The organism is Amycolatopsis sp. NPDC051061, assembly GCF_040682935.1.
GTDB lineage: Bacteria > Actinomycetota > Actinomycetes > Mycobacteriales > Pseudonocardiaceae > Amycolatopsis.
Genome location: NZ_JBFBBZ010000025.1, coordinates 62,527 through 84,410, shown reverse-complemented (window position 1 = coordinate 84,410; position 21,884 = coordinate 62,527). Strand labels below are relative to the sequence as shown.

22 protein-coding genes are annotated in these 21,884 nt (G+C 69.6%); 9 read left to right on the top strand and 13 right to left on the bottom strand.

Features of this window, described 5'->3' with window-relative positions; genetic code table 11:
• Positions 1 to 178: 178 nt before the first annotated feature.
• From AB0N03_RS30310 to AB0N03_RS30275, 8 genes are all read right to left on the bottom strand, one after another.
• The gene (locus tag AB0N03_RS30310) at positions 179 to 1,369 is read right to left on the bottom strand and encodes a site-specific integrase (protein ID WP_364378396.1); all 1,191 of its coding nucleotides are present in this window, start codon (positions 1,367 to 1,369) and stop codon (positions 179 to 181) included.
• Positions 1,370 to 1,953: 584 nt separating this feature from the next.
• Positions 1,954 to 2,454 carry a hypothetical protein gene (locus tag AB0N03_RS30305; protein WP_364378393.1) on the bottom strand — a complete coding sequence of 167 codons (501 nt, stop codon included), beginning with the start codon at positions 2,452 to 2,454 and terminating at the stop codon, positions 1,954 to 1,956.
• Positions 2,455 to 3,221: 767 nt separating this feature from the next.
• On the bottom strand, positions 3,222 to 3,977 hold the full coding sequence (locus AB0N03_RS30300) for a GAF and ANTAR domain-containing protein (protein ID WP_364378391.1): 756 nt from the start codon (positions 3,975 to 3,977) through the stop codon (positions 3,222 to 3,224).
• Between the two features lie 69 nt (positions 3,978 to 4,046).
• On the bottom strand, positions 4,047 to 4,784 hold the full coding sequence (locus tag AB0N03_RS30295) for a GAF and ANTAR domain-containing protein (protein ID WP_364378389.1): 738 nt from the start codon (positions 4,782 to 4,784) through the stop codon (positions 4,047 to 4,049).
• A gap of 136 nt (positions 4,785 to 4,920) precedes the next feature.
• Positions 4,921 to 5,295: an STAS domain-containing protein gene (locus AB0N03_RS30290; RefSeq protein ID WP_364378387.1), complete on the bottom strand. Its 375-nt coding sequence runs from the start codon at positions 5,293 to 5,295 to the stop codon at positions 4,921 to 4,923.
• 142 nt (positions 5,296 to 5,437) lie between these two features.
• Positions 5,438 to 6,196, bottom strand: coding sequence for an ATP-binding protein (locus AB0N03_RS30285; RefSeq protein WP_364378385.1), 759 nt, complete (start codon positions 6,194 to 6,196; stop codon positions 5,438 to 5,440).
• Positions 6,186 to 6,413 carry a hypothetical protein gene (locus AB0N03_RS30280; protein WP_364378383.1) on the bottom strand — a complete coding sequence of 76 codons (228 nt, stop codon included), beginning with the start codon at positions 6,411 to 6,413 and terminating at the stop codon, positions 6,186 to 6,188. The genes AB0N03_RS30285 and AB0N03_RS30280 overlap by 11 nt, the downstream gene beginning before the upstream one ends.
• A gap of 248 nt (positions 6,414 to 6,661) precedes the next feature.
• Positions 6,662 to 7,051 carry a hypothetical protein gene (locus tag AB0N03_RS30275; protein ID WP_364378381.1) on the bottom strand — a complete coding sequence of 130 codons (390 nt, stop codon included), beginning with the start codon at positions 7,049 to 7,051 and terminating at the stop codon, positions 6,662 to 6,664.
• A 227-nt stretch (positions 7,052 to 7,278) separates the two neighbouring features.
• Here AB0N03_RS30275 and AB0N03_RS30270 point away from each other — a divergent pair, with 227 nt between their 5' ends.
• Positions 7,279 to 7,881: a histidine phosphatase family protein gene (locus tag AB0N03_RS30270; RefSeq protein WP_364378380.1), complete on the top strand. Its 603-nt coding sequence runs from the start codon at positions 7,279 to 7,281 to the stop codon at positions 7,879 to 7,881.
• On the opposite strand, the gene AB0N03_RS30265 is transcribed toward AB0N03_RS30270, so the two are convergent.
• The 3 genes from AB0N03_RS30265 to AB0N03_RS30255 form a co-directional block, all read right to left on the bottom strand.
• Complete coding sequence (locus tag AB0N03_RS30265) at positions 7,838 to 8,554, bottom strand: trypsin-like serine protease (RefSeq protein WP_364378378.1); 717 nt, start codon at positions 8,552 to 8,554, stop codon at positions 7,838 to 7,840. The two genes, AB0N03_RS30270 and AB0N03_RS30265, sit on opposite strands and share 44 nt — an antisense overlap.
• 378 nt (positions 8,555 to 8,932) lie before the next feature.
• A complete protein-coding gene (locus AB0N03_RS30260) occupies positions 8,933 to 9,304 on the bottom strand; it encodes a hypothetical protein (protein WP_364378575.1) in 372 nt (123 codons plus the stop codon).
• Between the two features lie 22 nt (positions 9,305 to 9,326).
• A complete protein-coding gene (locus AB0N03_RS30255; protein ID WP_364378376.1) occupies positions 9,327 to 9,692 on the bottom strand; it encodes a hypothetical protein in 366 nt (121 codons plus the stop codon).
• Positions 9,693 to 10,141: 449 nt separating this feature from the next.
• Between AB0N03_RS30255 and lanKC the strand changes: the two genes are divergently transcribed.
• From lanKC to AB0N03_RS30235, 4 genes are all read left to right on the top strand, one after another.
• Positions 10,142 to 12,706 (top strand): class III lanthionine synthetase LanKC, encoded by a 2,565-nt coding sequence (gene lanKC / locus AB0N03_RS30250; RefSeq protein WP_364378374.1) that lies wholly within the window; start codon positions 10,142 to 10,144, stop codon positions 12,704 to 12,706.
• A gap of 39 nt (positions 12,707 to 12,745) precedes the next feature.
• A complete protein-coding gene (locus tag AB0N03_RS30245) occupies positions 12,746 to 12,889 on the top strand; it encodes a SapB/AmfS family lanthipeptide (RefSeq protein WP_364378372.1) in 144 nt (47 codons plus the stop codon).
• A 128-nt stretch (positions 12,890 to 13,017) separates the two neighbouring features.
• The gene (locus tag AB0N03_RS30240) at positions 13,018 to 14,685 is read left to right on the top strand and encodes an ABC transporter ATP-binding protein (RefSeq protein ID WP_364378368.1); all 1,668 of its coding nucleotides are present in this window, start codon (positions 13,018 to 13,020) and stop codon (positions 14,683 to 14,685) included.
• Complete coding sequence (locus tag AB0N03_RS30235) at positions 14,682 to 16,721, top strand: ATP-binding cassette domain-containing protein (protein ID WP_364378366.1); 2,040 nt, start codon at positions 14,682 to 14,684, stop codon at positions 16,719 to 16,721. The genes AB0N03_RS30240 and AB0N03_RS30235 overlap by 4 nt, the downstream gene beginning before the upstream one ends.
• A gap of 238 nt (positions 16,722 to 16,959) precedes the next feature.
• Here AB0N03_RS30235 and AB0N03_RS30230 read toward each other — a convergent pair whose 3' ends face one another.
• Entirely contained in the window at positions 16,960 to 17,373 is a 414-nt protein-coding gene (locus AB0N03_RS30230) for a thioesterase family protein (protein WP_364378365.1), read from the bottom strand.
• On the bottom strand, positions 17,367 to 18,647 hold the full coding sequence (locus AB0N03_RS30225; RefSeq protein ID WP_364378363.1) for a hydroxyacid-oxoacid transhydrogenase: 1,281 nt from the start codon (positions 18,645 to 18,647) through the stop codon (positions 17,367 to 17,369). The genes AB0N03_RS30230 and AB0N03_RS30225 overlap by 7 nt, the downstream gene beginning before the upstream one ends.
• A gap of 135 nt (positions 18,648 to 18,782) precedes the next feature.
• Between AB0N03_RS30225 and AB0N03_RS30220 the strand changes: the two genes are divergently transcribed.
• The 4 genes from AB0N03_RS30220 (at position 18,783) to AB0N03_RS30205 (ending at position 21,526) form a co-directional block, all read left to right on the top strand.
• Positions 18,783 to 20,441: a thiamine pyrophosphate-dependent enzyme gene (locus AB0N03_RS30220; protein ID WP_364378572.1), complete on the top strand. Its 1,659-nt coding sequence runs from the start codon at positions 18,783 to 18,785 to the stop codon at positions 20,439 to 20,441.
• 213 nt (positions 20,442 to 20,654) lie between these two features.
• The gene (locus AB0N03_RS30215; RefSeq protein ID WP_364378361.1) at positions 20,655 to 20,828 is read left to right on the top strand and encodes a hypothetical protein; all 174 of its coding nucleotides are present in this window, start codon (positions 20,655 to 20,657) and stop codon (positions 20,826 to 20,828) included.
• Positions 20,829 to 21,033: 205 nt separating this feature from the next.
• Positions 21,034 to 21,237, top strand: a complete 204-nt coding sequence (locus AB0N03_RS30210; protein WP_020642940.1) for a cold-shock protein — start codon at positions 21,034 to 21,036, stop codon at positions 21,235 to 21,237.
• 64 nt (positions 21,238 to 21,301) lie between these two features.
• Positions 21,302 to 21,526 (top strand): heavy-metal-associated domain-containing protein, encoded by a 225-nt coding sequence (locus AB0N03_RS30205; protein ID WP_364378359.1) that lies wholly within the window; start codon positions 21,302 to 21,304, stop codon positions 21,524 to 21,526.
• The last annotated feature ends 358 nt before the right edge of the window (positions 21,527 to 21,884 follow it).

The following is a 21,884-nucleotide window of genomic DNA, read 5'->3' as shown; positions in this document are numbered from 1 at the left end:
GCCGTAAAACGCCAGGTAGAACCCATGCAATCGAAGGCCGCGTTTAGCCCGTCGTGGGCGATCCCGGGGGCTTTTAATCCGTAGGTTCTGGGTTCGAGCCCCAGGCGGCCCACCAAAAGACCAGGTCAGCGGCTCATGTATGATCGAAGCAAGATCATCCGGCCGGAATACGCCCGGTTTACTGGTTCGGCCCCAAGGTCGATCCGAGCGCATCCGCACCGCGACGGCTGGCCGTGCCGCGCCCCATGTACACGTCCTGAGTCATCGACGGGTGGGCGTGTCCGAGGATGTCGGCGATCTGGCGAGCAGTCAGGCCGGCATCGTCGAGCAGGGTGGCGACCGTCTTGCGGAAGGTCCGGAAGGTCACCCACTCGTAGCCGGCGCGAGCCACGAACGGGCGCCATGCACGGTCGCGCACGTTGGACGCCTCGCGGACCGTGCCCGTGCTGCTGGGGAAGATCGGCCCGTCCAAGCTCACCGCGGTCGCCCGGCGCTGAACCAGCATCGCAACACACCAGTCCGGCAAGGGGATGTCGCGATCCGCGTTGAGGGTCTTGCCCCGATTGAGGACCTTGCCGCGGCCCTTTGCGCGGATGACGTTCCCGGCCATAGCCAGCAACCGGCGTTCCTCGTCGAAGTCCAGCCAGTGCGCCGCCAAGCCTTCGCCGGTCCTCTCGCCAGTGGCGAGGAACAAGCGCGCCAGGTCCGGCAGGTCGTCCGCGATCGCTACCTGGTCGGTGTCCAGCTTGCTCAGCAAGTCGATCGCCTCGTCGGCAGTCAACGCGCGCGGCTTCGCCCGCTGGTGCTTGGCCTTCTTACTCTCCAAGCGGCCGATCTCCCGTACGGGGTTCGCGTCCAGGGCGCCGTGGCGGACGGCGAACGCGGAGAGCCCCGACAGGATGGCTCGAACGGTCTTCGCTGAGCTGATGCTGGACTCGTCGCGGACGCGCCGGCACAGGCGGTCAAACGCCGGCACGCCCACCTTCGGGTTGTCGACCTCCCGCATCCGCAACTCGCCGACGGCCGGGACGACGATCGTCTCGAACCGGTTCCGGTAGGTGTCGATCGTGCCCCAGCTCTTGTAGTTCTTCTCGGCATCCTTTTCGAGTTCGAGCAGCCACTTCCGCCCAACCTCGGTAAGCCGGGTCTCCGAGGTGACTTCCTGCTTGGCGTCCACGGGAGCAACCCAGTCCCGAATGGCTTCCTTTAGCCGGATCTCCGCTTTCGTGGCGGTCGAGCCGAATCGCGCGACCTCGTACGTCTTGCCGTCGAAGTCGCGGTAGAGGCACCGGGCGCGGAACCGCCCCTGGGACTCTTCGGTGGTGCGGATCTTGCCGTGCGTGCCGATCGGCAGGGCTGGCCGGCCCATCAGGCGGTGCAGGATTAGAGGCGGAGAGTCGAGCCGGTATCGGCCGCGAATGCGCCGGTGGCTCCGTAGGTGACGTTGTTCGGGGTGCTGACGACGTAGTCAGGCGTGTGCAAATGCAATGACTCTGCGCGAGGAGTGGCCGCCCCTTCGCATACGGTTATCCCGACCACGGCGAAGCAAGTCATGATCCAAAAGCTTGAGTTGTATATGCTGAGATCGACCATGACGTGAGTGTGAGCGGCGCAGGCTTGCAATCTGTGCACCGCCACGACCTATGTCCTCGCCGGACGGGCAGATCTCCGGGATGGTCGAGCCGAGCGCGGAAGTCGCGTCCGTGTGTGCCTGTCGTCCATCCCGTCAACCTCCTGAGGGCTATCAAGCCTGTCAAGGGGGCGGTTGGGCGGTGTGGTTGCCAGAGCGGCTGGTGCCCCCTTGACAGGCTTGATCGGGCTGACGCCAGGTCGACGGGATGGACGAAGAGGCCCCCACTTGCGGGTTGAAATGAGAGGGCTCGCGTGGATCCACGTCATGCTTCCGTCGTGGATGACAAGAGTCCATCTAGCCTGCGGTTGCGGCAAGGCTGCCTACTTGGATCGACTCGAAGTCTGCCGGCCTGCTGCAGACTTCGTCCGACGAATCACCCGCTCGCCCTTGCTGGCAGCGGTGCGCGCAGCCAGCGTCCTTTGGGCGACACCAACCTTGCGTGCGGAGGCGCCAATCAGTTGGCTTACTCGTTGAGGTGTCAAGCCCAGTACTGCAGCGATTTCCCGTCCCGACAGTCCGGACTTGCCGAGCTTCTTGGCAACTTCTCGTTGCTTTGCCGCCGCATCTCGCAGCCTGCGTTCTGCGTCCTTGACTTGAGCGCGAGCAGACCTAACTTGATCCGCCAACTTCGTGTCAAGCTGTGGCACCACGTCCACCTCAAACGACGTCTCATCGTCGATGTCCATGGCAAACGCGATGTACTCACGAGCAACGTCTGCTGCTTTGGAGAGGGTCCCGGCCTGCGTGACGCCAACCCCGTCGATATGAAGTTCCCAGCCGCGTGTCCAGCGCTTAGCTGTAACGGTGTACACGTCAGTCACTGCAGCCACCCCTCCGGTAGACACGTGAGCTTCCTGATGGTGTCACGAACGACACCCGGTGAGACGACCTTGTCGAATTTCACGATCGCTTGGTGCTGTCCGCAGGGGCACACCCACTTCTCGTGGCTTCCGCGGGTTGACTTGTGAGTGCAGCCCTCATCGATCAGCGCTCGCTGTACATCCTTGTACCTCATCGCCTTCACCACAGAGGTTAGTCTAGTCCCTCTAGATGTGCAACGTCTAGAGGGACTAGATCAATGGTATCGACGCAGGTCAAGTGGGAGATGTGGCCTTGGTGAGCAGGAGTGCTGTGTCGCCGAGTCGGCCGCTATTGGCCAGCCATCCCGACGAAGGAGCCCAGTGACTGACCACAAGGCCGGTCTCAGGTGGCAAGATCATCCGGCCGGTTTACTCCCGGAATTCGGTGATCATCGACGACAGGCGTCGGCGAGTGACGCGGGTTTGCACTTGCCAAACTCGCAGATGATGGCTGACAGTGGCCGATGTCCACGGCGAACGCTACTGGTGGACGGCTGAACCGTAGGTTCTGGGTTCGAGCCCCAGGCGGCCCACTGCGATCATGCTTCAGCCGGCGGGAATCGATCGATGATGCCGCCGTGGCTGGCGTCGGGTAGAAGGTGAGCCGGCGAACCAGGTCGGCCGAATTGCCGCTCGACACCATCCGGTCCTGGTCGCCGTTGGGCCACCAGGACCGTGCACCCAAGCCGAGCAGCAACTCGCCGACGGCCACTGATGTCCGCGCTCGGTCACTCGCGGGTGAGGATCGTCCGAGGATCACGGGTGCCGCGTGCCAGGTCCTCGGCGATCACGCTGAGCTGCAAGTTGTGGCTCCGGCAATAGGAACGCAGACGCTCGAACGCCTGGTCCATCGGGATGCCTCCCGCGTGGAAGAGCACGCCTTTGGCCTGTTCGATGATGACCCGGCTCGTGAGCGCGGTCTGGAGCTGCTCCGTGAGGACTTCGCCGTGGCGGATGGCTCGTTCCTGCAGGATGCCGACCGTGGCGGTGTCGGCCAGGGCGCGGGCGATTTCGAGGTTCTCCTGACCCAGCAGGGTGGCGTCCCGGCCGAAGAGGTTGAGCGCGCCGATGACCTGGCGCCGCAGGCGCAGGGGGATGGCCTGGACCGAGCGGTAACCCTCGGCCAGAGCTTCGGGGGCGAATACGGGCCAGCGGTTCCGCTCGACGGCGAGGTCGTCGGTGTGCACGGGCACACCCGTACGGTAGGCGTCCAGGCAGGGACCCTGGTCAGCCTGGAGCTGCAACAGCTCCAGTAGCCGGGTGCGCTCGTCGGACGCGGCCACGACGTGCAGGCTGCCTCGCTGGTCGGACAGCAGCAGACCTGCGGCGGTCGCGCCGAGCAGAGAGACGCAGTAACCGGCGAGGCGGTGTAACAGGTCGACCACGTCGTAGTCGTCGACCAGTGTGTCGGCCATGTCGACAAAGGCGCGCACCAACTGCTGCTCGCGAGTGGGGGCGCTCCCGGCTGGTGGGGTGTTCATCATTGTCATCTCCCCTGGTTCACGATACCGGCCCGGCGGGGCCGGGGAGCCGAATCCGTAGGCTGGTGGCGTTCATTCGTCGATCACTCTCGGGTGCAGCCGGCCGGTGACCAGGTCCTCGGCGACGCCCTGGATCTGGCGGCCGGTGACGAAGACGTAGCCCCGCAGGCGTGCCAGTGCCTGCTCGGCGGGGATCGCGAACTCGGCGACGACGATCCCGGTGGCTTGGTGCACCACCGTCCGGTCGCGGACGAGCTCCGTGAGCCAGTCCTCGCGGATTTCGCCCTCCGGCCCGGTGGCCGACACCGCCAGCAGGGCGCTGGTGGCGATGTCGACGATCTGCAGAGCGGTGGCCAGTTCGGCCGGCGAGAGCCAACCCGGTGTACGCCGGTACATGTCCATCGCGCCGAACCTGGCCGCCCCGCGGCGGAGCGGGAACGCGAAGATCGCGCCGACCTGCTCCGCGGAGATCTGGGCGGCGAACACCGGCCAGGTGTGGTTCGCCCGCTGGACCAGGTCCGGGACCAGCACGGGCCGGCCGGTGTCGAACGCCTCGAAACACGGGCCTTCGCCGAGACTGAACTGAGCCTCTTCCAGGTGCTCGGCCACGGCGTCGCTGGCGTAGAGGCTCTGCCGGTGCTGTGTTCCGAGCATGACCGAGATCGACGCCCCGTCCACGGGAAGGAGGGACACGCACGCCTGGCAGACGCGGATGAGCGGGTTCAACCCGTTGTCGCCGTCGCGCAGGGAAGCCAGCACCGCGGACAGCAGGTGCGGCACCGAATCGGCGACGTCCTCCGGCTTCGTCACCCGACCCCACCGCCTTCCCGCCGCAGAGAGCTACCAGAGCTTCCCGGCAGCGGCGAGGTGGTGGATCCATGCCGGACGTGCAGCCACGAGATACTCGATGACAACGCAAACCCCGACCCTACACCGGCTCCGCCGGTCACCCGTCTCCGTTGTCCGGCCGGGCCGGGTAGACCGCCAGTGCCTCGTCCAGCCCGGTGTCGGTGACGGTTCGCAGGGGCCTGCCGGTCGCGATCACCCTCAGCCGCGTGCGGTTCCCGGCCTCGTGCCGGGCGTCGAGCAGGACGTGCAGGCCGACGGAGGACATGAAGTCGACGTCGGTCAGGTCGATGACCACGTCGGCGGGCCGCTCGGCGACGGCGGCCGTGATCGCCCGGGCCAGCTGCGGCCGGGTACGCAGGTCGATCGTTCCCGAGGCGGTCACGACCTGCGCTCCGTCGAACCGGCGCACCGACACCGCCAGCTCTTCTCTTGGGCCTGCCGGTTCACCGGGATCGGCATCGCGACGTGTCACGTGCGCTATTTTCACCCGGCAACCGGGCCGGGCGCACCCGACAGACGAGCTAACGTCCGCCGAGCCGGTGTGCGGGCTCCAGGGTGATGCCGCCGGCGGTCACGGCGCCGGCTCACGGTTCGTGGTGCGGTGCTCTTCCACGCTAGACCGCGACATCCCGCTGCTGCGGCCGGCCGGATCCCAGCACGGCCCAGACGACCTTGCCCCCGGCCCAGGACCGGCTGCACCCCCAGACGTGCGCGGTCTGGGTGACCAGCCGGAGCCCTAGCCCGTGCGCCTCGGGGCGATCGAGCAGCACCGCCTGCCGCGAGTCGTCGTCGGCGACCGAGACGGTGAAGGCGCCCGGGCGCAGCTCCAGCCGCAGCCGGGGATGCGACGTCGTGTGCCGGATCGCGTTCTCCACCAGCTCGGTCGCGACCAGGAGGGCGTCCTCGACGTGTTGGCGGACGTTCCACAGCACGCAGGTCCGGCCGACGAACGCCCGGGCGGCCGCGGAGGCTTCCGGTGACGAGGCCAGCAGCTGCACGGCCCTGCGGCGGCGTGGGCGGACCCGGGCCCGTTCGGCTGTGGCGACGTCGGCGTGGACCGGCACCGCCTGACCCATGGCCCGCGTCGCCAGCCGGGCCACGTGGTCCGCGCGGTCGGTGACCACCGCGAACGGGAGTCCGGGCCAGTCACCGATCCGCATGGCGATCACGGTGAACACGCTCACCAGGCTGTCGTCGTCGATTTCGAGGCCGCTGATGTCGGCGATGACGCTCTCCGGCGCGTCGGTGGCCACCTTGAGCACGCCGTCGCGCAGTTCCGGGTAGTTCGCCAGGGTCAAGTCGCCGGTCAGCGTCGCCACCGTCGACTCCGCCCGGTAGTGCGGCACCACCCGGAGGCCGGTTTCACCGATCATGCGCTCGCCTCGACCTGGTGACGCGACACCGGTCACCCCGGACGGGGGTGCGGGAAGCCGGGATGTCCCGGCGACGGGGATCGGCGACGCCGTCGGCGGCTTCGAGACCGAGCGTGGCGAGCAGCGACGCGCAGTCGCGGGCGTCGGTCGCGGCCGAGGCCACCACCCGGGCACCGTGGTACCGCTGGTCGGGAGTGAGCCCCGTGGAGCCGGTCACTTCAGGTGGCGCCGCGGCACGCCTCATCGGCTTGGCCGCAACCACAGGGGTGCCGGTACTCGAAGTTTCGCGCTGGCCATCAGGTCCTCCGCCGGTGTCGACCACTTTCGGTGGTACCGCCGGGGGCAGGGGCGGGACGCGCGCCGCGGCTGACGCGAACGTCAACGCGGCCAAGCCATTGATGATAGCCCCAAAGCCGACGCGGCGAGAGAGGGAGCCGATGCGTCACCTGCCTGCTCACGGACGGATCAGCGCCCGGCCGTGAGGTACGGCTCCGGATCGCCGCCGGGGCGGGCGCCGCTGTCGAGCCAGCGGCGGAAGCCGTCCGGGTCGCGGCGCTCGATTTCGTCGAGGTAGTCCTGCCGGCGCTGGACCAGACACCGGCGCGCCGTCGCGTCCCGCGTGACCAGCAGCTGGAAGTAGCTGCGCTGCCAGGCCGTGCACAGGTCGCCGGTGTCCAGCTCGACGTCACTCCTGCCGGGCCCGGACGCGGACCATGGACCGGTCACCGCCGCGACGAAGCCGAGCACCACGAGAAGGGACGTCGTCAGTCCGCTGCCCGCGGTCGCGGACAGTTCGGAGACGGCGATGCACAGCGCGGCGCAGAGCCCCGCGGCCCAGGTCGTGCGTGCGAGCATGGTTCGCCTCAGCGTTCGGGCGAGCACCGGGCAGTTCGCCCCGCGCCGCCATCGGAAACCGTGATCGCCGAGGTCTGGGGCGTCGGTGCCGACCCTAGCGGCTGCGGGGGCACCGCACCGGGTCCGAAGGGGCATTACCGTGAACGTCGGGAGCGGGCTGTTCCGGGCCCGAGCCCGGATGGCCCACTATTCCTCGGCGCGGTCCACCGGGGCGAGAGGCGGTGAACATGGACGCGACCAGGCGGCTCATCGTCCTCCGGCACGCCAAGTCGGACTGGTCGGACGCCCTCCCCGACCACGAGCGCCCCCTTGCGCCGCGCGGGATCCGGGACGCTCCCCGGCTCGGCCGATGGCTGGTCGAACGCGGGTATGTTCCCGGCTACGTCGTCTGCTCGACCGCCCGCCGCACCAGGGAGACCTGGGAGCGGGTGAGCGAGGCCCTCCCGGACAAGCCGCCCGTCGAGTACGACGAAGATCTCTACGGCGCCGGTCCCGAGGAGTACCTGGAAGCCGCGCGACGGATCCCTGACGACGTCACCACACTCGCCCTCGTCGGGCACGAGCCCGGTGTCAGCGAACTGACCCTGCACCTCGCCGGCCACGGAGACGACACGCGGCTGATCCGGACCAAGTTCCCACCGGCGCCGCGGCCGTGCTCACCACCGCCGGCACCTGGACGGACCTCGCCGCCGCGCGACTCGAAGCCTTCTTCCGGCCCCGCGACTGATTCCGACGTCCGGACAGGAAAGGGCCCGGCCGGGATGCGGCCGGGCCCTTTCTTCCGAATCAGACTCCCGCGACCTGGGAAATCCAGCTGCGATAACGCGTGATGTTCGTGTACGCCGTGTTGTTCGACCGGTCGCTGGTCGACGCGACGCCGACCTGGCGCCCGGACGCGAACATCGGGCCGCCCGAGTCGCCGCCGGCGGTGATGCCGTTGACGCGGTTCGCGCACACCGCGACGCCGCCGGTGTAGTCGCTGCAGCCGATCGAGTTGACCCGCACCGTCGCGACCTTCAGGTACCGCGACTGGCAGTTGATCTCGGAACCGCACTGGCTGGTCGCGCCCCAGCCGTAGACCGAGACGTTCTGGCCGACCGAGACGTCACCGACGCTGCCGAGCGGCGAGTAGGTGGCGTTCACCGAGGTCGTGAGCCGGACGATCGCCAGGTCGGCGCTGCCGTTGTAGCGGGTGATCGTCGAGCCGGTGGCCATCGTCCCGCCGCTCGACTGGTCCAGGCTGCCGATCCGGAACGTGTACGTCCCGGAGCTGCTGACGCAGTGCTTCGCGGTCAGGATGTACTGCGGCGCGATGATCGTCGCGGTGCAGTTCTGCTGGCCGTTCACGAACAGCCGGGCCGCCCAGGGGCCGCTCGAGGCGGTGCTGCCACCGATGATCGACGGCTGGGCCTGCGGGGTGGTCTGGGCGGTCGCCGGGCCGCCGAGGCCGACGACGGCCAGTGCGGTACTCGCGGCCAGCAGCACGAACTTGCCGAATTTCACGCTCACTCCTTTTCGTGCGGAGAACCCGCACGGGAAAGCCGGTGGGGACCGAACGAGAAGAGTGTCCGAGTTTTCGGGGAATGTCCGGAACCGACGAAAGTCCGGTCGCGTCCGTATTTATTTCGCCGAATGGACTACGTGCTGTTCCCGTACTGTTCCGCGCTCAGCCCACGGGTGGAGGCCACTCCGGTTCGTGCTGTTGCCGTAGGTGTTCCTCGAGATCGGCCGCGGTGCCGCGAAGCAGCGGACCGCCGCCGCGGTGGGGGATGCGGGCGAGCTGACCGGGCGCATCGCGTGGGAGGCGAAGCACTGCCGTCCGGTGCCGCCCGCGGATCGGGCCGGACGCCGCCACCGCCGGGGTGCTGGTCGACTACGGCGTCAGACCGTGACCTTCGCCGGGGCGGTGCGGCGGAGCCAGTACAGGCCGATGACCGGCAGCACCAGCGGGATGAACAGGTAGCCCTCGCCGTAGACCGACCAGACGGTCGGGTGCCGGAACGCGGCCGCGTCGACGAGGCTCAGCGTGCCGATGGCCAGCACGCCCAGCAGCTCGATCGAGCAGGCCGTCAGCGCCACGCGCCACCAGCCGTCGCCGCGCCGGGCCAGTGCGATCGTCGCGACGATGTACACGACCGCGGCGAACGCCGAGAGCAGGTAGGCGAGCGGTGCTTCGTGGAACTTCGTGCTGATCTGGACGCCGGCTCGCGACGTCGCGGCGAGCGCGAAGATCGCGTACACGGCGACGAGCACCCGTCCGGGGCCGGAGGCCGTCCTACGCTGTTGCTCCACTCCACACCTCGTTCAGCCGCAGCACCATCACCGGGATGGCCAGGCAGGCGATGCCGAGCACCGCGGTACTCGACCGGCTCCGCTCGGCCAGCGCCCAGGCGGCGCCGACGGGCAGCACGACCAGGGAGCCGATCAGGTAGGCGAGGTAGGTCGCCAGGCTGCCCGGCGAGTCGCCGCCGGCGAGCAGCACGATCCCGATCACCAGCTGGCCGACCAGCAGGACCTCGACGACCGCGATCCCGATCAGGAGCGGATTGTCCGGCAGCCGGTTGCGGGCCGACTGCACAAAGCTCCAGAGCGCGACGAGCGTGGCCGCCACGGCGACCGTCACGGCGAATCCGAAGATCACCCGTTCCTCCTTCCGGTCCGCCGGCCGCCAACTTACTCCGTAGTACCGGTGGGCCTGTCCGCCGAGGTGTCGCGGGCGTGGCGTGGACCACCAGGGCCGCTCCAAAGTGGACTGTCCGGAGCAACGAGGTGTGCCGGATTTGCGAAAATTGATCACCGGAAGGTCTTGATGGCATTCTGCCAATTCCGGGGTTTATTCCGTGTTATCTTGGTGTGGACCTGCGGGAATGTTGGAAAAAGCTTCGTGTTACACCCCGACAGGGTGGTTGGCCGTCTGCCAAGAATTACGCTGGGTTCGGCTACCGACTGGTAAGTGCCCTTTTTGCCTACCTCGGATAGACCAGTTGAACCCCCGGGTTGGCGGATAGGCGCGGAGCCGTCCGGCATGGGGGAATATTCCTCGTCCCCGGAGCCGAGGTGCCCGGGGGAACGCACGGAGGGGTATCTTCGATGGACCTGCGCTACGAAGCATTTTGCTTCGCCGACCCGTTGTTCTACGACGAACAACTGGAAATCGGCGCGCCGGTCGACGATTTTGCCCAGGCGCTGCCGCTGCCGGCCACCGGCTGGGTCACCGGCGACCGCGGGGTCTGGCGGGCCCTGAGTCCCGAGGGGCGACAACTCCCCGGCCAAGGCTGGAAAATCCACGTTTCCGCTGGCCTGGACAACGCCCGGCGCGTGCTCGTGCAGGTGCACGAGTACTGTGTCGAGCGCCGGATCTCCTACAAGCACCTCCGCTCGCTGATGATCCTGCTCGCCCGGAATTCGAAATACGCCCCCCGTGACGGCAGCGCCAAGCTCATCACCATTTACCCGGCTGACGAAGACGAGCTGGGGCGGGTTCTCGAAGATCTGGCCACCCTGCTCGAAGGCGAGCACGGAGCCTATATCCTGAGCGACCTCAGATACGGGGCCGGGCCACTCTACGTCCGTTACGGCGGATTCGCAGAACAGTGGGTCGAACACGACGGCAACCGCGTCCTGGCGATCCGCAAGCCGGATGGCCGGCTCGTGCCCGACAAGCGGGAACCGACGTTCTCCGTCCCCGACTGGGTGAAGATTCCGGCGTGTCTGCAGAGCAGCGTCGCCGCGCGCAAGAGCGGCGACCCGGCCCAGTTCCCCTACCAGGTGACGCGCTCCCTGCACTTCTCGAACGGCGGCGGCGTCTACCTCGCCGACCCCAAGGCGGGCGGCGAGGAGGTCGTCCTCAAGGAAGCCCGTCCGTATGCCGGCCTGGACAAAGCGGGCATCGACGCCGTCGAACGGCTGCGCCACGAGCACGAGGTGCTCGACCGGCTGAGCGACGTCCCCGGCGTGCCGCGGGTCTTCGAGCACTTCACCGTCTGGGAGCACCACTACCTGGCCATGGAGTACATGCCGGGCAACTCGCTGGGCAACTGGCTGGCCCACAACTACCCGCTGACCAGGCGCGGCACGACGGACGCCGACCTCGCCGCCTACGCCCGGCGGGCGCTCGACGTCGTCGCCCGGGTCGAGGAGACGGTCGAGGCGATCCACGCTCACGGCGTCGTCTTCGGCGACCTGCACCCGCTGAACATCCTCATCGACGAGGACGACGACGGCCGCATCTCCCTGATCGACTTCGAGATGGCCTTCGACGTCGAGTCCGGCGACCGCCCGGCGCTGGGCGCGCCGGGGTTCCGCGCCCCGGCCGATCGCACCGGCTTCGAGATCGACGAGCACGCGGTCGCGGCGTTGCGGCTGTGGCTGTTCCTGCCGCTCTCTCAGCTGACGGAGCTCGCGCCGGCGAAGCTGCGCGGCATCGCCGACTTCGTCGAACGCCGGTTCGCGCTGCCCCAGGGGTACGCGGACGCCGCAGTCGCGGTGCTGGCCCCGCGTGATGTCCCCGCGGAGCCGGCACCGATCCACACGGAGCTCGACCAGGAGAAACCCGACTGGCCGCTGGTCCGCAAGCAGATCGCTGAAGCGATCCTGGCCAGCGCGACGCCCGAGCGCCAGGACCGGCTGTTCCCCGGCGACATCGAGCAGTTCCAGGTCGGCGGCGCCTGCTTCGGCGTCGGTGCCGCGGGCGTGCTGCACGCCCTCGACGTCATCGGCGCCGGCCGGTTCCCCGAACACGAGCGCTGGCTGATCGATGCGGTCCGCCGTGAGCCGCCGACCCGCCCCGGGTTCTTCGACGGCAGCTACGGCATCGCCTACGTGCTGGAGAACTTCGGTTACCACGACGAGGCGACCAAGCTGCTGGCGTCGTCCGCGCGGCTCGTCGAGCAGACGACCGACCACGCGCTGGAAGGCGGGCTGGCCGGCATCGGGCTGGCCATGCTGCACTTCGCGACGGTCCGCCAGGACAACGAGTTCGGCCGCCAGGCCCTGACCACGGCCGTCCGGCTGGCCGAGGCGCTGGAGACGGCGGCGCCACCGGGGAACTTCGCCCGCTCCGGCCTGCTGTCCGGCTGGTCCGGACCCGCGCTGCTGTTCGTCCGGCTCTTCGAGCGCACCGGCGAGCCGGCGTGGCTGGCCTTCGCCGACCAGGCGCTGTGCCGCGACCTCGAAGAATGCGTCGAGTCCGACGACGGTTCGCTGCAGGTCCGCGACGGCGCGGCCCGCACGTTGCCCTACATGGGCATCGGCAGCAGCGGGATTCTCCTGGTCGCCGAGCAGCTGGCGCGGCACCGCCCGGACGCCGAGGCCTGCGAGAGCCTCCCCGGCCTGCGCGAATCATGCCGCGGCGAGTTCGTCATCCACCCCGGCCTGCTCTTCGGCCGGTGCGGGCTGGCGGTCGCGCTCGGCATGGACCCGGACCCGACGGAGCCGATCCGCGCGGCGATCGACCTGCACCTGGCGCGGCTGGCCTGGTACGCGGTGCCGTTCAAGGGCGGCCTCGCCTTCCCCGGCAACCAGCTGCTGCGCCTGTCGATGGACCTCAAGACCGGCAGTGCGGGGATCCTCCTCGCGCTCGCCGCCCTCCTGGACGGCAAGGAGGTGCTGCCCTTCCTGGGCGGCACGCCGTCCCCTCAGACCACCGGTCGCTGACCGGCGGACCCCGAAGTGGAAACGATGGAAGGAACACCAATGGAACTCGTTCTGGACCTGCAGGCCATGGAGACCCCCGAGGTGCTCGACGGCGGCCACGGTGGCGGCGGCGGCGGCACGTCGAACCTCAGCCTGCTGGCTTCCTGCGCCAACAGCACCATCAGCCTGCTGACCTGCCACTGACCTGGCGGATCACCGGCAAGTAGTGCCTAGGTGAACGGTGCGGGAGCGGCACAGGCCAAGTGCGCCGCTCCCGCACCTTCATTGTGGCCCCGGTACCGCCCCGGCGGTACCTCGTCCGAAGGAGTGAGATGCGCGGCCCCGCCGATCGGTTGCTGGCCAGGGTGGCCGGTCTCGATCGCCCCCGGCTGGCCGCCGTCGTGGGTACCGCGCTGGTCGCCACCGCGGCCGGCTTGCTCCTTCCCGGCGCGCTCGCGGCAGCGGTCGACAGCGTTGTCGCGGGCCGCCGGAGCTGGCCCGAGGTCTCCTGGCTGCTGCTCGTCGGCGGCGCGGAGATCGCGGCCGACGTCGTGGGCGGCATCCTGACCACCCGCGTCACCGCGACGGCGTCCGCATGGCTGCGCCGCACGGTCTCCGACAAGCTCTTCGCGGTCGGCACCCGTTCGCGCTTCGCCGAGGGCGACGCGATCAGCCGCCTCACCGGCGACTGCGTCGGTGCCGGCGGCATCGTCACGATCGTCGTCCAGTGCGGTTCGATGCTGGTCATCTCGACCGGCGCTGTCGTCCTGCTCGCCCTCCTGGACTGGCGCCTGGCGCTCGTCTTCCTGGGCAGCATCCCGTTCGCCCTGCTGCTCGCTCGCAGCCACCTCCGCCGCACCGCCGACGATGTCCTCACCTACCAGCGCGTTTCCGGTGAGCTGGCGGCCCGGATGGTCGACGCGGTCGCCGGCCTCCGCACCATCGCCGCCTCCGGCACCGCCGACCGCGAAGCCGACCGGGTCCTGCGCCCCCTGCCGAGATTGACGCTCGCCGGCCGGGGCCTCTGGCGCACCCAGGCCCGGATGGTCTGGCGCGCCGGCCTGCTGACGCCGGCAGTGGAAATCTCCGTGCTGGCCGCGGCCGGCTTCGGCGTCCTCGCGGGCCGGCTCAGCGTCGGCGACGTCGTGGCCACGCTTGGCTACGTCGCGCTCGGCCTCGGCCTGGTCACCCAGATCCCGCTGCTCACCATGCTTTCCCGGGCGCGCGGCTGCGCCGAACGGCTCGTCGAGGTCCTCGACGAGACCGAACCCGTGTCCGGCGAGCTCCCGCTCCTGCCCGGCGACGGCACCGTCGACCTCCACCACATCGGCCTCACGGGCGCGCTGGCGGAGATCGACCTGCGCATCGACGGTGGCACCTTCCTCGCGGTCGTCGGCCGGTCGGGCGCGGGCAAGTCCGCGCTGGCCGGCGTGCTCGGCGGCCTGATTACGCCGGACGAAGGCCAGGTCCTCCTCGACGGTCGCCCGCTCGAGCGCCTCCGCCGGGAGGAGTTGCGCGCCGTCATCGGCTACGCCTTCGAGCGACCCGCGCTGCTCGGCGCCACGGTCGCCGACGCGGTCGGCTACGGCACGTGGGCGGGCGAGTCCGCCGTCCGCGCCGCGTGCCGGACCGCGCAGGTCGACGAGGTCGTCGTCCGCCTGCCCGACGGCTACCACACGCCGTTGGCCGAAACGCCGCTCTCGGGCGGCGAAGCCCAACGGCTCGGCCTGGCCCGCGCGATCGTGCACAACCCGCGCGTCCTGATCTTCGACGACGCCACGGCCAGCCTCGACACGGTCACCGAGGCCGCGGTCGAGCGTGCGCTGGCCGGCGCGCTGCCCGGCCGCACCCGCGTCGTCGTGACCCACCGCGCGGGCACCGCCGCCCGCGCCGACCTCGTGGTCTGGCTCGAGGAGGGCCGGATCCGCGCGGTGGCCCCGCACGCTGCCCTCTGGCAGGAGCCCGGGTACCGAGGTGTCTTCACGGAGGACGACGAGTGAGCCTGCGCCGGTTGTACTGGTCCGCTCTCGCCGGGCAGTGGCGTGGCGGTGTCGTGCTGCTCGTGTGTTCGCTGCTCGAAGGCGTGCCTGCTTTCTTCTCGGGACGGCTCGTCGAGCTGTCCGTGGACCGTGGGTTTTCGGTCGGCGACCCGGCGGCCGGCATCGGCTGGCTGGCGCTGTTCGGCCTCGCCGCCGTGCTCGGCGCGTTCGGCTCGCGGATGGTGTGGCACCAGCTCGGCAAGGTGGTCGAGCCGCTGCGCGACGCCCTGGTGACCGCGGTCGTCCGCGGCGTGCTGCACGACGAGTCCCCGCCGCGCAACCAGCCGGACTCCAGCGGCGTCGCCCGGATCACCCAGCACGTCGAGGTGGTCCGCGACGCGACCGCCGGCCTGCTGGTGCAGGCCCGCGGCATGCTGGTGACCACAGCCTCCGCGCTCGCCGGCCTCGTGACGGTCGCCGGCGCGCTGGTGGTCCCGGTCGCGGTGCCGGTGGTCGTCTCGTTGGTCGCCTTCGTCTGCCTCCTTCCCTCTCTCGCCCGCCGCCAGCGCGCGCTCGCGCTGGCCGACGAGCACACGGCCGCGACGGCGGGCGCATCCCTGGCCGGGATGCGCGACATCGTGGCCTGCGGTGCCGAGCCGATCGCCGCGCTGGCGATGTACGACGCGGTCGACGAGCAGGCGACGGCCGCGATCCGCGTGGCGCGGTCGAGCGCCCTCCGAGCCCTGGTGATCTCGCTCGGCGGGTTCATCCCGTTGTTGCTCGCGCTGGCGTTGGCGCCGGGCCTGGTGGCGCGCGGCGAACTGACCGCGGGTGCGGCGCTCGGCGCGCTGGTCTACCTGGCCACGACGATGCAACCGGCTCTCCGCGGCCTGGCGGCCGCGGCCGGCACCGTCGTCCTGCGCCTGCTGGTCGCGCTCCGCAGGCTGGCGGAGACGGCCGAGCTGCCCGTCGTGTCCGACGGCACGGCTACCCCGCGCGGCACCGACGTCCAGGTCCGCGGCCTGACGTTCGGCTGGGGCGCGGCGGCCGAGCCCGTGGTCCGTGGACTGGACCTCGGCCTGCGGCCGGGGGAGCACCTCGCCGTCGTCGGGCCGAGCGGCATCGGCAAGTCGACATTGGCCGGCTTGCTGACCGGGATGCTGACGCCGCAGGAAGGCCGGGTGCTGCTGGGCGGTGTCCCGGTCCGAGACGTACCCGCGTCGCTCCGGCACGAGCTCGTGGCGCTGATCCCGCAGGAGGCCTACGTCTTCGCGGGAAGCGTGCGCGACAACGTCGGTCTCTTCGCGTCGTCAGCTTCGGACGACGCACTGTCGGCCGCCGTGGACGCGGTGGGCGCAGGCGCGTTGCTTCGGCGCCTCGGTGGTCTCGACGCCGAGATCGGTCACGGCGGCGAAGGCATCTCCGCGGGCGAAGCGCAGTTGCTTGCGCTGGCCAGGGTCTACGCCAGTTCGGCGGAATTCGTGATCCTCGATGAAGCGACCTCCCATCTCGACCCGGTGTCGGAAGCCCGTGCGGAGCGGGCCTTCGCCGCGCGGGGTGGTGTCCTGGTGGTGATCGCGCACCGGCTTTCGTCGGCGTTGCGCGCGGATCGCGTCCTCGTCATGGACGGTCGCGAGACCGCCCTGGGATGCCACACTGACCTGCTGGCCCGATCGGCGCGGTACGCCGAACTCATGCAGGCCTGGGCGACACCGGTGGCTGGGGAACCAGCCACCGGTGCCGAGCCGACCGCGGGTGCAGGCAGCCAACCGGCCGGTACCGGGGGCTCGCCGCCTGCGGACAGTGGTGCGACCATTGGCGGGGCGCCTGCCGGCAACGGTCGCACCACTGGGAACCCGCCAGTGGGCACAGGATCTGCGGTCGCCTCCGGGGCGCCTTCCGGCGACGGAGCCGCAGCTTCTGCTGATCCATCAGTGGATGTGGGGGCCGCCGCCGGCATGCCTGCGGGCGACGGAGCACAAGCGGGCTGCCTTCTCACAACGGTGCCACCGGATCGACGCCTAGGCCGCCATCCGTGTCGCGAGCCGCTCGAGTGAGCTGACTGCCCGTCCACTGTGGACGTATCTCATCGGGCTTCCAGATTATCGCCATCGAGCGGCCAGGGAACCCCTCGTCGCGAATCTGTGGACAACTCGCCGATCTTTTCCCCGCCTGTGGACAACTCTCGCCGTTCGACAGGTTCGGTCGGTGCAGTGGTGCATCATCGGAAGTGCGGGAAGAACCCGGCCCGGAACCGGCACCGTCAGAGAGGAGGTGAACCGCCGACGGTCGACGTCATCCGGGTTGCAGTGCTTCCAGCGCCCCACGCAGCTTGCCGGCGAGCGGCGTCGGCCGGCGGGACTCGCGGTCCACGAAGACGTGCACGAAGTGCCCTTCCGCGACCAGGGACTCGTCGGCGGCGTACATGCCGATCTCGTAGCGCACGCTGGACTTCCCGAGGTGTGCCACCCGCAAGCCCACCCGCAACGCTCCAGGAAAGGAAACCGATGAGTGATACCCGCAGTGCGACTCGACGCACAGCCCGATCACCTCCCCGGCTTCGATGTCGAGGCCGCCCTGCTCGATCAGCCACGTGTTGATCACGGTGTCCATGAGCGAGTAGTGCACCACGTTGTTGACGTGCCCGTAGACGTCGTTGTCCTTCCAGCGCAACGGAACCGTTTGCCAGTGCGGGTACCCGTTCACCACAGGGACACCGACTCGCGCAGGATGCCGGACAGGTCGTCCTCGGACGCCTCGCGGGGTGCCGTGGCCAGCAACCGTTGCTGCTTCAGCGTTCCCTCGACCAGTGAGTCCACATCGGACTCCGTGTAACCGACGGCACCGATGCCGTCCGGGATGCCGATCTGCCGCATGAGGTCGATCAGCACCGCGGGCAGGTGGTCGGCGAAGTCGCTGGGCCACTCGAAGTCGGGCGCCAGCAGGCGCGCGACGCGCAGGTGGCGGTCCGGGGCCGCGTCGAAGGTGAAGCGGAACGCGGCGGGCGCGGTCAGGGACACGGCCATGCCGTGCGGCACCATGGGTTCTTCGCCCGGGTAGCCGTCCGGGTGGAAGTCCCGGACCTGACCGGCGATCGGGTACGCGTTGGCGTGCGGGATGTGCACACCGGCGTTGCCGAACCCGAGCCCGGCGAACGTGGCGGCCAGGGCCATGGCTTCGCGCGCCTTGAGGTCGTCGCCGTCGCGCACGGCGGCAGGGAGGGCCCATGACAGCAGCCGCAGCGACTGTTCGGCGAACATGTCGGCCAGCGGGTTCGAGCCGCAGTACGGCACACGCTGTTCCGGGCGCTTGCGCTCGAACTCCGTGTACGGCTTCGCGGTGTAGCTCTCGGCGGCGTGGCAGAGGATGTCCATGCCGCTGGCGGCGGTCACGCCGGCCGGCTGGCTGACGGTGAGCCGCGGGTCGACGACGGCGAGGGTCGGGCGCAGCCGCAGGTGGCTGATCCCGCTCTTGACGCGCAGGGACAACACGTCGAGCACGCAGACCGTGGTGCTCTCCGAACCGGTGCCGGTGGTCGTGGGAACGGCGACCAGCGGCTTCAGCGGGCGAGCCGGCGCGCGGCCGCCGCCGACCGGCGCGTTGACGTAGTCCATCAGTTCGCCGTCGTTGCTGGTGAGCAGGTTCGCCGCCTTGGCGGTGTCGATGGCCGAGCCGCCGCCGACGGCGACGAAGGCGTCGTACGGACCGGTTCCGCGGGCGAAGTCAACCGCCTTCTGCATGCTGACATCGGTGGGCTCGACGTGTACGCCGTCGAAGATCTCGGTCTCGATTCCGTAGCCCGCGATCCCGTCGGCGATGCGGCGCGGCCAGCCGGTCGCGGCGACCTGCGGATCCGTCACGACGAGCACGCGGTGCGCGCCGAACTGGGTGAGGTCGTAGCCGATCTCGTCACTGGCACCGGTGCCGTACTTCAACGCCGGTGCGCCATAAGTAAAAACGGTTTCATGTTCGGTCACGGTCAAGACTGCGGTCCTCGCTCCCTTGATCGGCTAGCAGTCGGTCAAAGCGGACATTCAGCCCATCCTTACCGGGTTTCGGCGAAGATCACTTGACTGCACTGAACGGTGCCCGCCTAAGCTCTCCTTATTAGATACCAACTGGGAGCGACCGTCGCCCAGACGGCCGTGCGGATCCTGACCGAGGCGCGTGTCCGCCGCGTGTACGCGGTGGTCGGCGAGTCGTTCTTGGAACTGCTCGATGCGCTGCAGCGCGAGCGGGAAATCACGCTGGTCTCGGCGCGCCACGACGCGGGCGCGGCGTTCATGGCGGAGGCCGAGGGCAAGCTCACCGAGCGGCCCGCCGTGCTGCTCGCCAGCCGGGGGCCGAGCGCGGCGAGCCTGGCGATCGGCGTCCAAACGGCGTACCAGGACGAGACACCGATGGTCGTGCTGCTGGAGATGCCGGCGGCCGAACCGGTGCCGTCGTACTCCGGGGAGCTGCCGACGTCGGACCTGACGGCCATGTTCGAGTCGATCGCCAAGTCGACGTTGCGGGTGACCGACCCGGACGGCCTGCCCGGGCTGCTCGCGCACGCGCTGACGACGTCGCAGGAAGGACGGCCGGGGCCGGTCGTGCTCGGTGTTCCCTGTGACGTCTGGGGGATGCCCTACGACGCGGCGAAGCCGATGGCACGGGTGCGGCCGCCGGCGTCCGGCACGCTGGGCCGTTCGGCGGATGCCGTGGCGCAATTGGTGGATGAGGCGAAGTACCCCGTGGTCATCGTCGGCGGGCGGGCCCGGTCCGCGCGCGACGAGCTGATCGCGGTCGCCGACGAGCTCGCGCTGCCCGTCTACAACGCCTTCCGGCGGCAGGACGCCTTCCCGGAGAACCACGCGCGGTACGCCGGCCACCTCGGGCTCGGCATCCCGGCCCGGCAGCTCGATGCCTTGGAACGTGCTGACTTGGTGCTCGCGCTCGGCACGCAGCTCGACGAGGTGACGACCCAGGCCTATCGCTACCCGACGGCCCAGCAGACGCTGGTCATGGTCGGCACCGGCATCGAGGTGAGCATGCGGCGGCGGGGGTTGACCTTCCGCGTCGACTCCGAGGTCGAGCCGTTCCTGCGGGAGCTGCGCGAGGTGGCGTCGCCGCGGACGCGGCGGGCTTCGGCGGCGAACGCGGCCGTCCACACCTTCATGACCCCGCCCGACACGAGCGGCAACACCCGGGTGCACCCCGTCGACGTCGTCCGCGCGCTGCGGAAGCTGGCGCCCGAGGACACCATCGTGACCAGCGACGCCGGCAACTTCGCGCAGTTCATGCACCGGTACTGGTGCTTCACCGCGCCGCGCAGCCAGCTCGGCCCGAGCAACGCCGCGATGGGCTACGCCGTGCCGGCCGCGGTGGCGGCGAAGCTGGCCGAGCCGCGGCGGACCGTCGTCGCCATGGTCGGCGACGCCGGGACGCTGATGACCGGCCAGGAGATCGAAACGGCCGTGCGGTACCGGGCGCCGGTGATCGTCGTCGTCTTCCAGAACGGCGTGCACGGCGCGCTCGCCATGCACCAGGCCCGCACGCACGGCAGGCTGTCCGGGGTGTCCATCCCGCTGACCGACTTCGCGTCGTGGGCGCGTGGACTCGGCGCGGCCGGGTACACCGTGGACGATCGCGAGGAGCTCGAACCGATCATCGCCAGCGCGCTGGTGCGGCAGCGGCCGTGCGTCATCGACGTGCGCACCGACCCGGACGTGGTGAACCCGGACGTGCGGCTTTCGGCCCTGCTCGGGCAGGCTCGTCCGCAACCGCCCGCCCAGTAAGGGTTTGCTCGGCTTCGCTTCGGAAAACGCCGGGGAAGTTGTGTGGTAGGACAGCGGCGGCTCGGGTAATCTGGCGTTGTTCCGGTGGTGGTTCGCCGCTGAACCTTCCCGGCCGGGTCCCGGTGGGAAACAACCGGTTTCTGTCGGTGCCGCATGGCACCATCACGGTCATGACCCGCGCCGAAGCGGGCAGGGAACGAGGGGAGTTTCGACGTGACCGATCACCAGCACGCATCCGAACCAGCGCGGAAGTCCTCCGGCGTCGTACCGGTGCTGTTCAGCGCCAGCGCGGAGACCCACGACGACGCCGTGGTCGCCGCCGAACACGACACGACCTGGCGTTCGCCGTTCACGTCGGAGGGGCTGCGTCCGGCGAGTGGCGAATAGCTCACCCCGGCCGAGTGAAGACGGCTTGTCCGCCGTGCTCGAGGTGTGCTTTACTGACCATGGTCTCGATTTTTGTGTTCGTGTTGAGTCACGCTCGCAGAATTCAGCGGGCGTAGTGTCTCCTCGCCGAGGAAGCAAACCGTCCTGGTGGTGACCCGGGATGCCGAAGTGGCTTCCTGTTTTGTGGTTGCATATGGAGATTTTGATGACTCAGGGCACTGTGAAGTGGTTCAACTCCGAGAAGGGGTTCGGCTTCATCACCCCCGACAACGGTGGCGGCGACGTCTTCGTTCACTACAGCGAGATCCAGGGTAACGGCTTCAAGAGCCTGGAGGAGAACGCTCGCGTCGAGTTCGAGATCGGCCAGGGCCAGAAGGGTCCGCAGGCCACGTCGGTCACCTTGATCTGACTTTGATCTTGGGAAAGGGCCGTCACCCGTTCGGGGTGGCGGCCCTTTTCGTATGCTGCGCGCCATGATCGAGCACGGTTACACCGTCTCCGGGATGAGCTGCGGGCACTGCGCCCAGTCGGTCACCGAAGAACTCACCGGCTTGCCGGGAGTGACCGAAGTGGACGTCGACGTCGCGACCGGCCGGGTGGTCGTTCGCGCCGAAGCCGCGTTGGCTGAGCATGACGTGCGGGCCGCGGTCGAGGAGGCGGGCTTCTCCTACGAGGGCACGGCGAGCCTGGTCTCGTAGCTCTTCACCGAGGGTTGACCTCGGTTTGTTCTTCTCCGCCGAGTCGGTCTCCAGGGTGGACAGTCCATTGGAGACCCGAGCGCCGGTGTGATCTTCGGCTCAGTCGCGGGCGGTCGCCGACCTGGCAAACGCTGCGCGGGTGGGCACACTGTGCGGCGAACGACCACGCGATGCGCGCGGGCACGGGCCGCCGTCGGGCGGGCGAGCACGGCTTCAGATGCGGCGCGCGCGGTGGATGGCGCGGAGGCACTGCCCGACTCGGCCGGCACGGCTGCGTGATCCGGCCGCCAAAACTCGCGAGCGGACAGCCCCTGCGAACCGCGACAGACAGCCCCTGTGAACACTGCAACGCCCTGCA

Coding starts and splice junctions, on each gene's coding strand:
- AB0N03_RS30310 (WP_364378396.1), bottom strand. CDS start 1,369: ATGGGCCGGCCAGCCCTGCCGATCGGCACGCACGGCAAGATCCGCACC.
- AB0N03_RS30300 (WP_364378391.1), bottom strand. CDS start 3,977: ATGATGAACACCCCACCAGCCGGGAGCGCCCCCACTCGCGAGCAGCAG.
- AB0N03_RS30285 (WP_364378385.1), bottom strand. CDS start 6,196: ATGATCGGTGAAACCGGCCTCCGGGTGGTGCCGCACTACCGGGCGGAG.
- AB0N03_RS30275 (WP_364378381.1), bottom strand. CDS start 7,051: ATGCTCGCACGCACGACCTGGGCCGCGGGGCTCTGCGCCGCGCTGTGC.
- AB0N03_RS30270 (WP_364378380.1), top strand. CDS start 7,279: ATGGACGCGACCAGGCGGCTCATCGTCCTCCGGCACGCCAAGTCGGAC.
- lanKC (WP_364378374.1), top strand. CDS start 10,142: ATGGACCTGCGCTACGAAGCATTTTGCTTCGCCGACCCGTTGTTCTAC.
- AB0N03_RS30245 (WP_364378372.1), top strand. CDS start 12,746: ATGGAACTCGTTCTGGACCTGCAGGCCATGGAGACCCCCGAGGTGCTC.
- AB0N03_RS30240 (WP_364378368.1), top strand. CDS start 13,018: ATGCGCGGCCCCGCCGATCGGTTGCTGGCCAGGGTGGCCGGTCTCGAT.
- AB0N03_RS30210 (WP_020642940.1), top strand. CDS start 21,034: ATGACTCAGGGCACTGTGAAGTGGTTCAACTCCGAGAAGGGGTTCGGC.
- AB0N03_RS30205 (WP_364378359.1), top strand. CDS start 21,302: ATGATCGAGCACGGTTACACCGTCTCCGGGATGAGCTGCGGGCACTGC.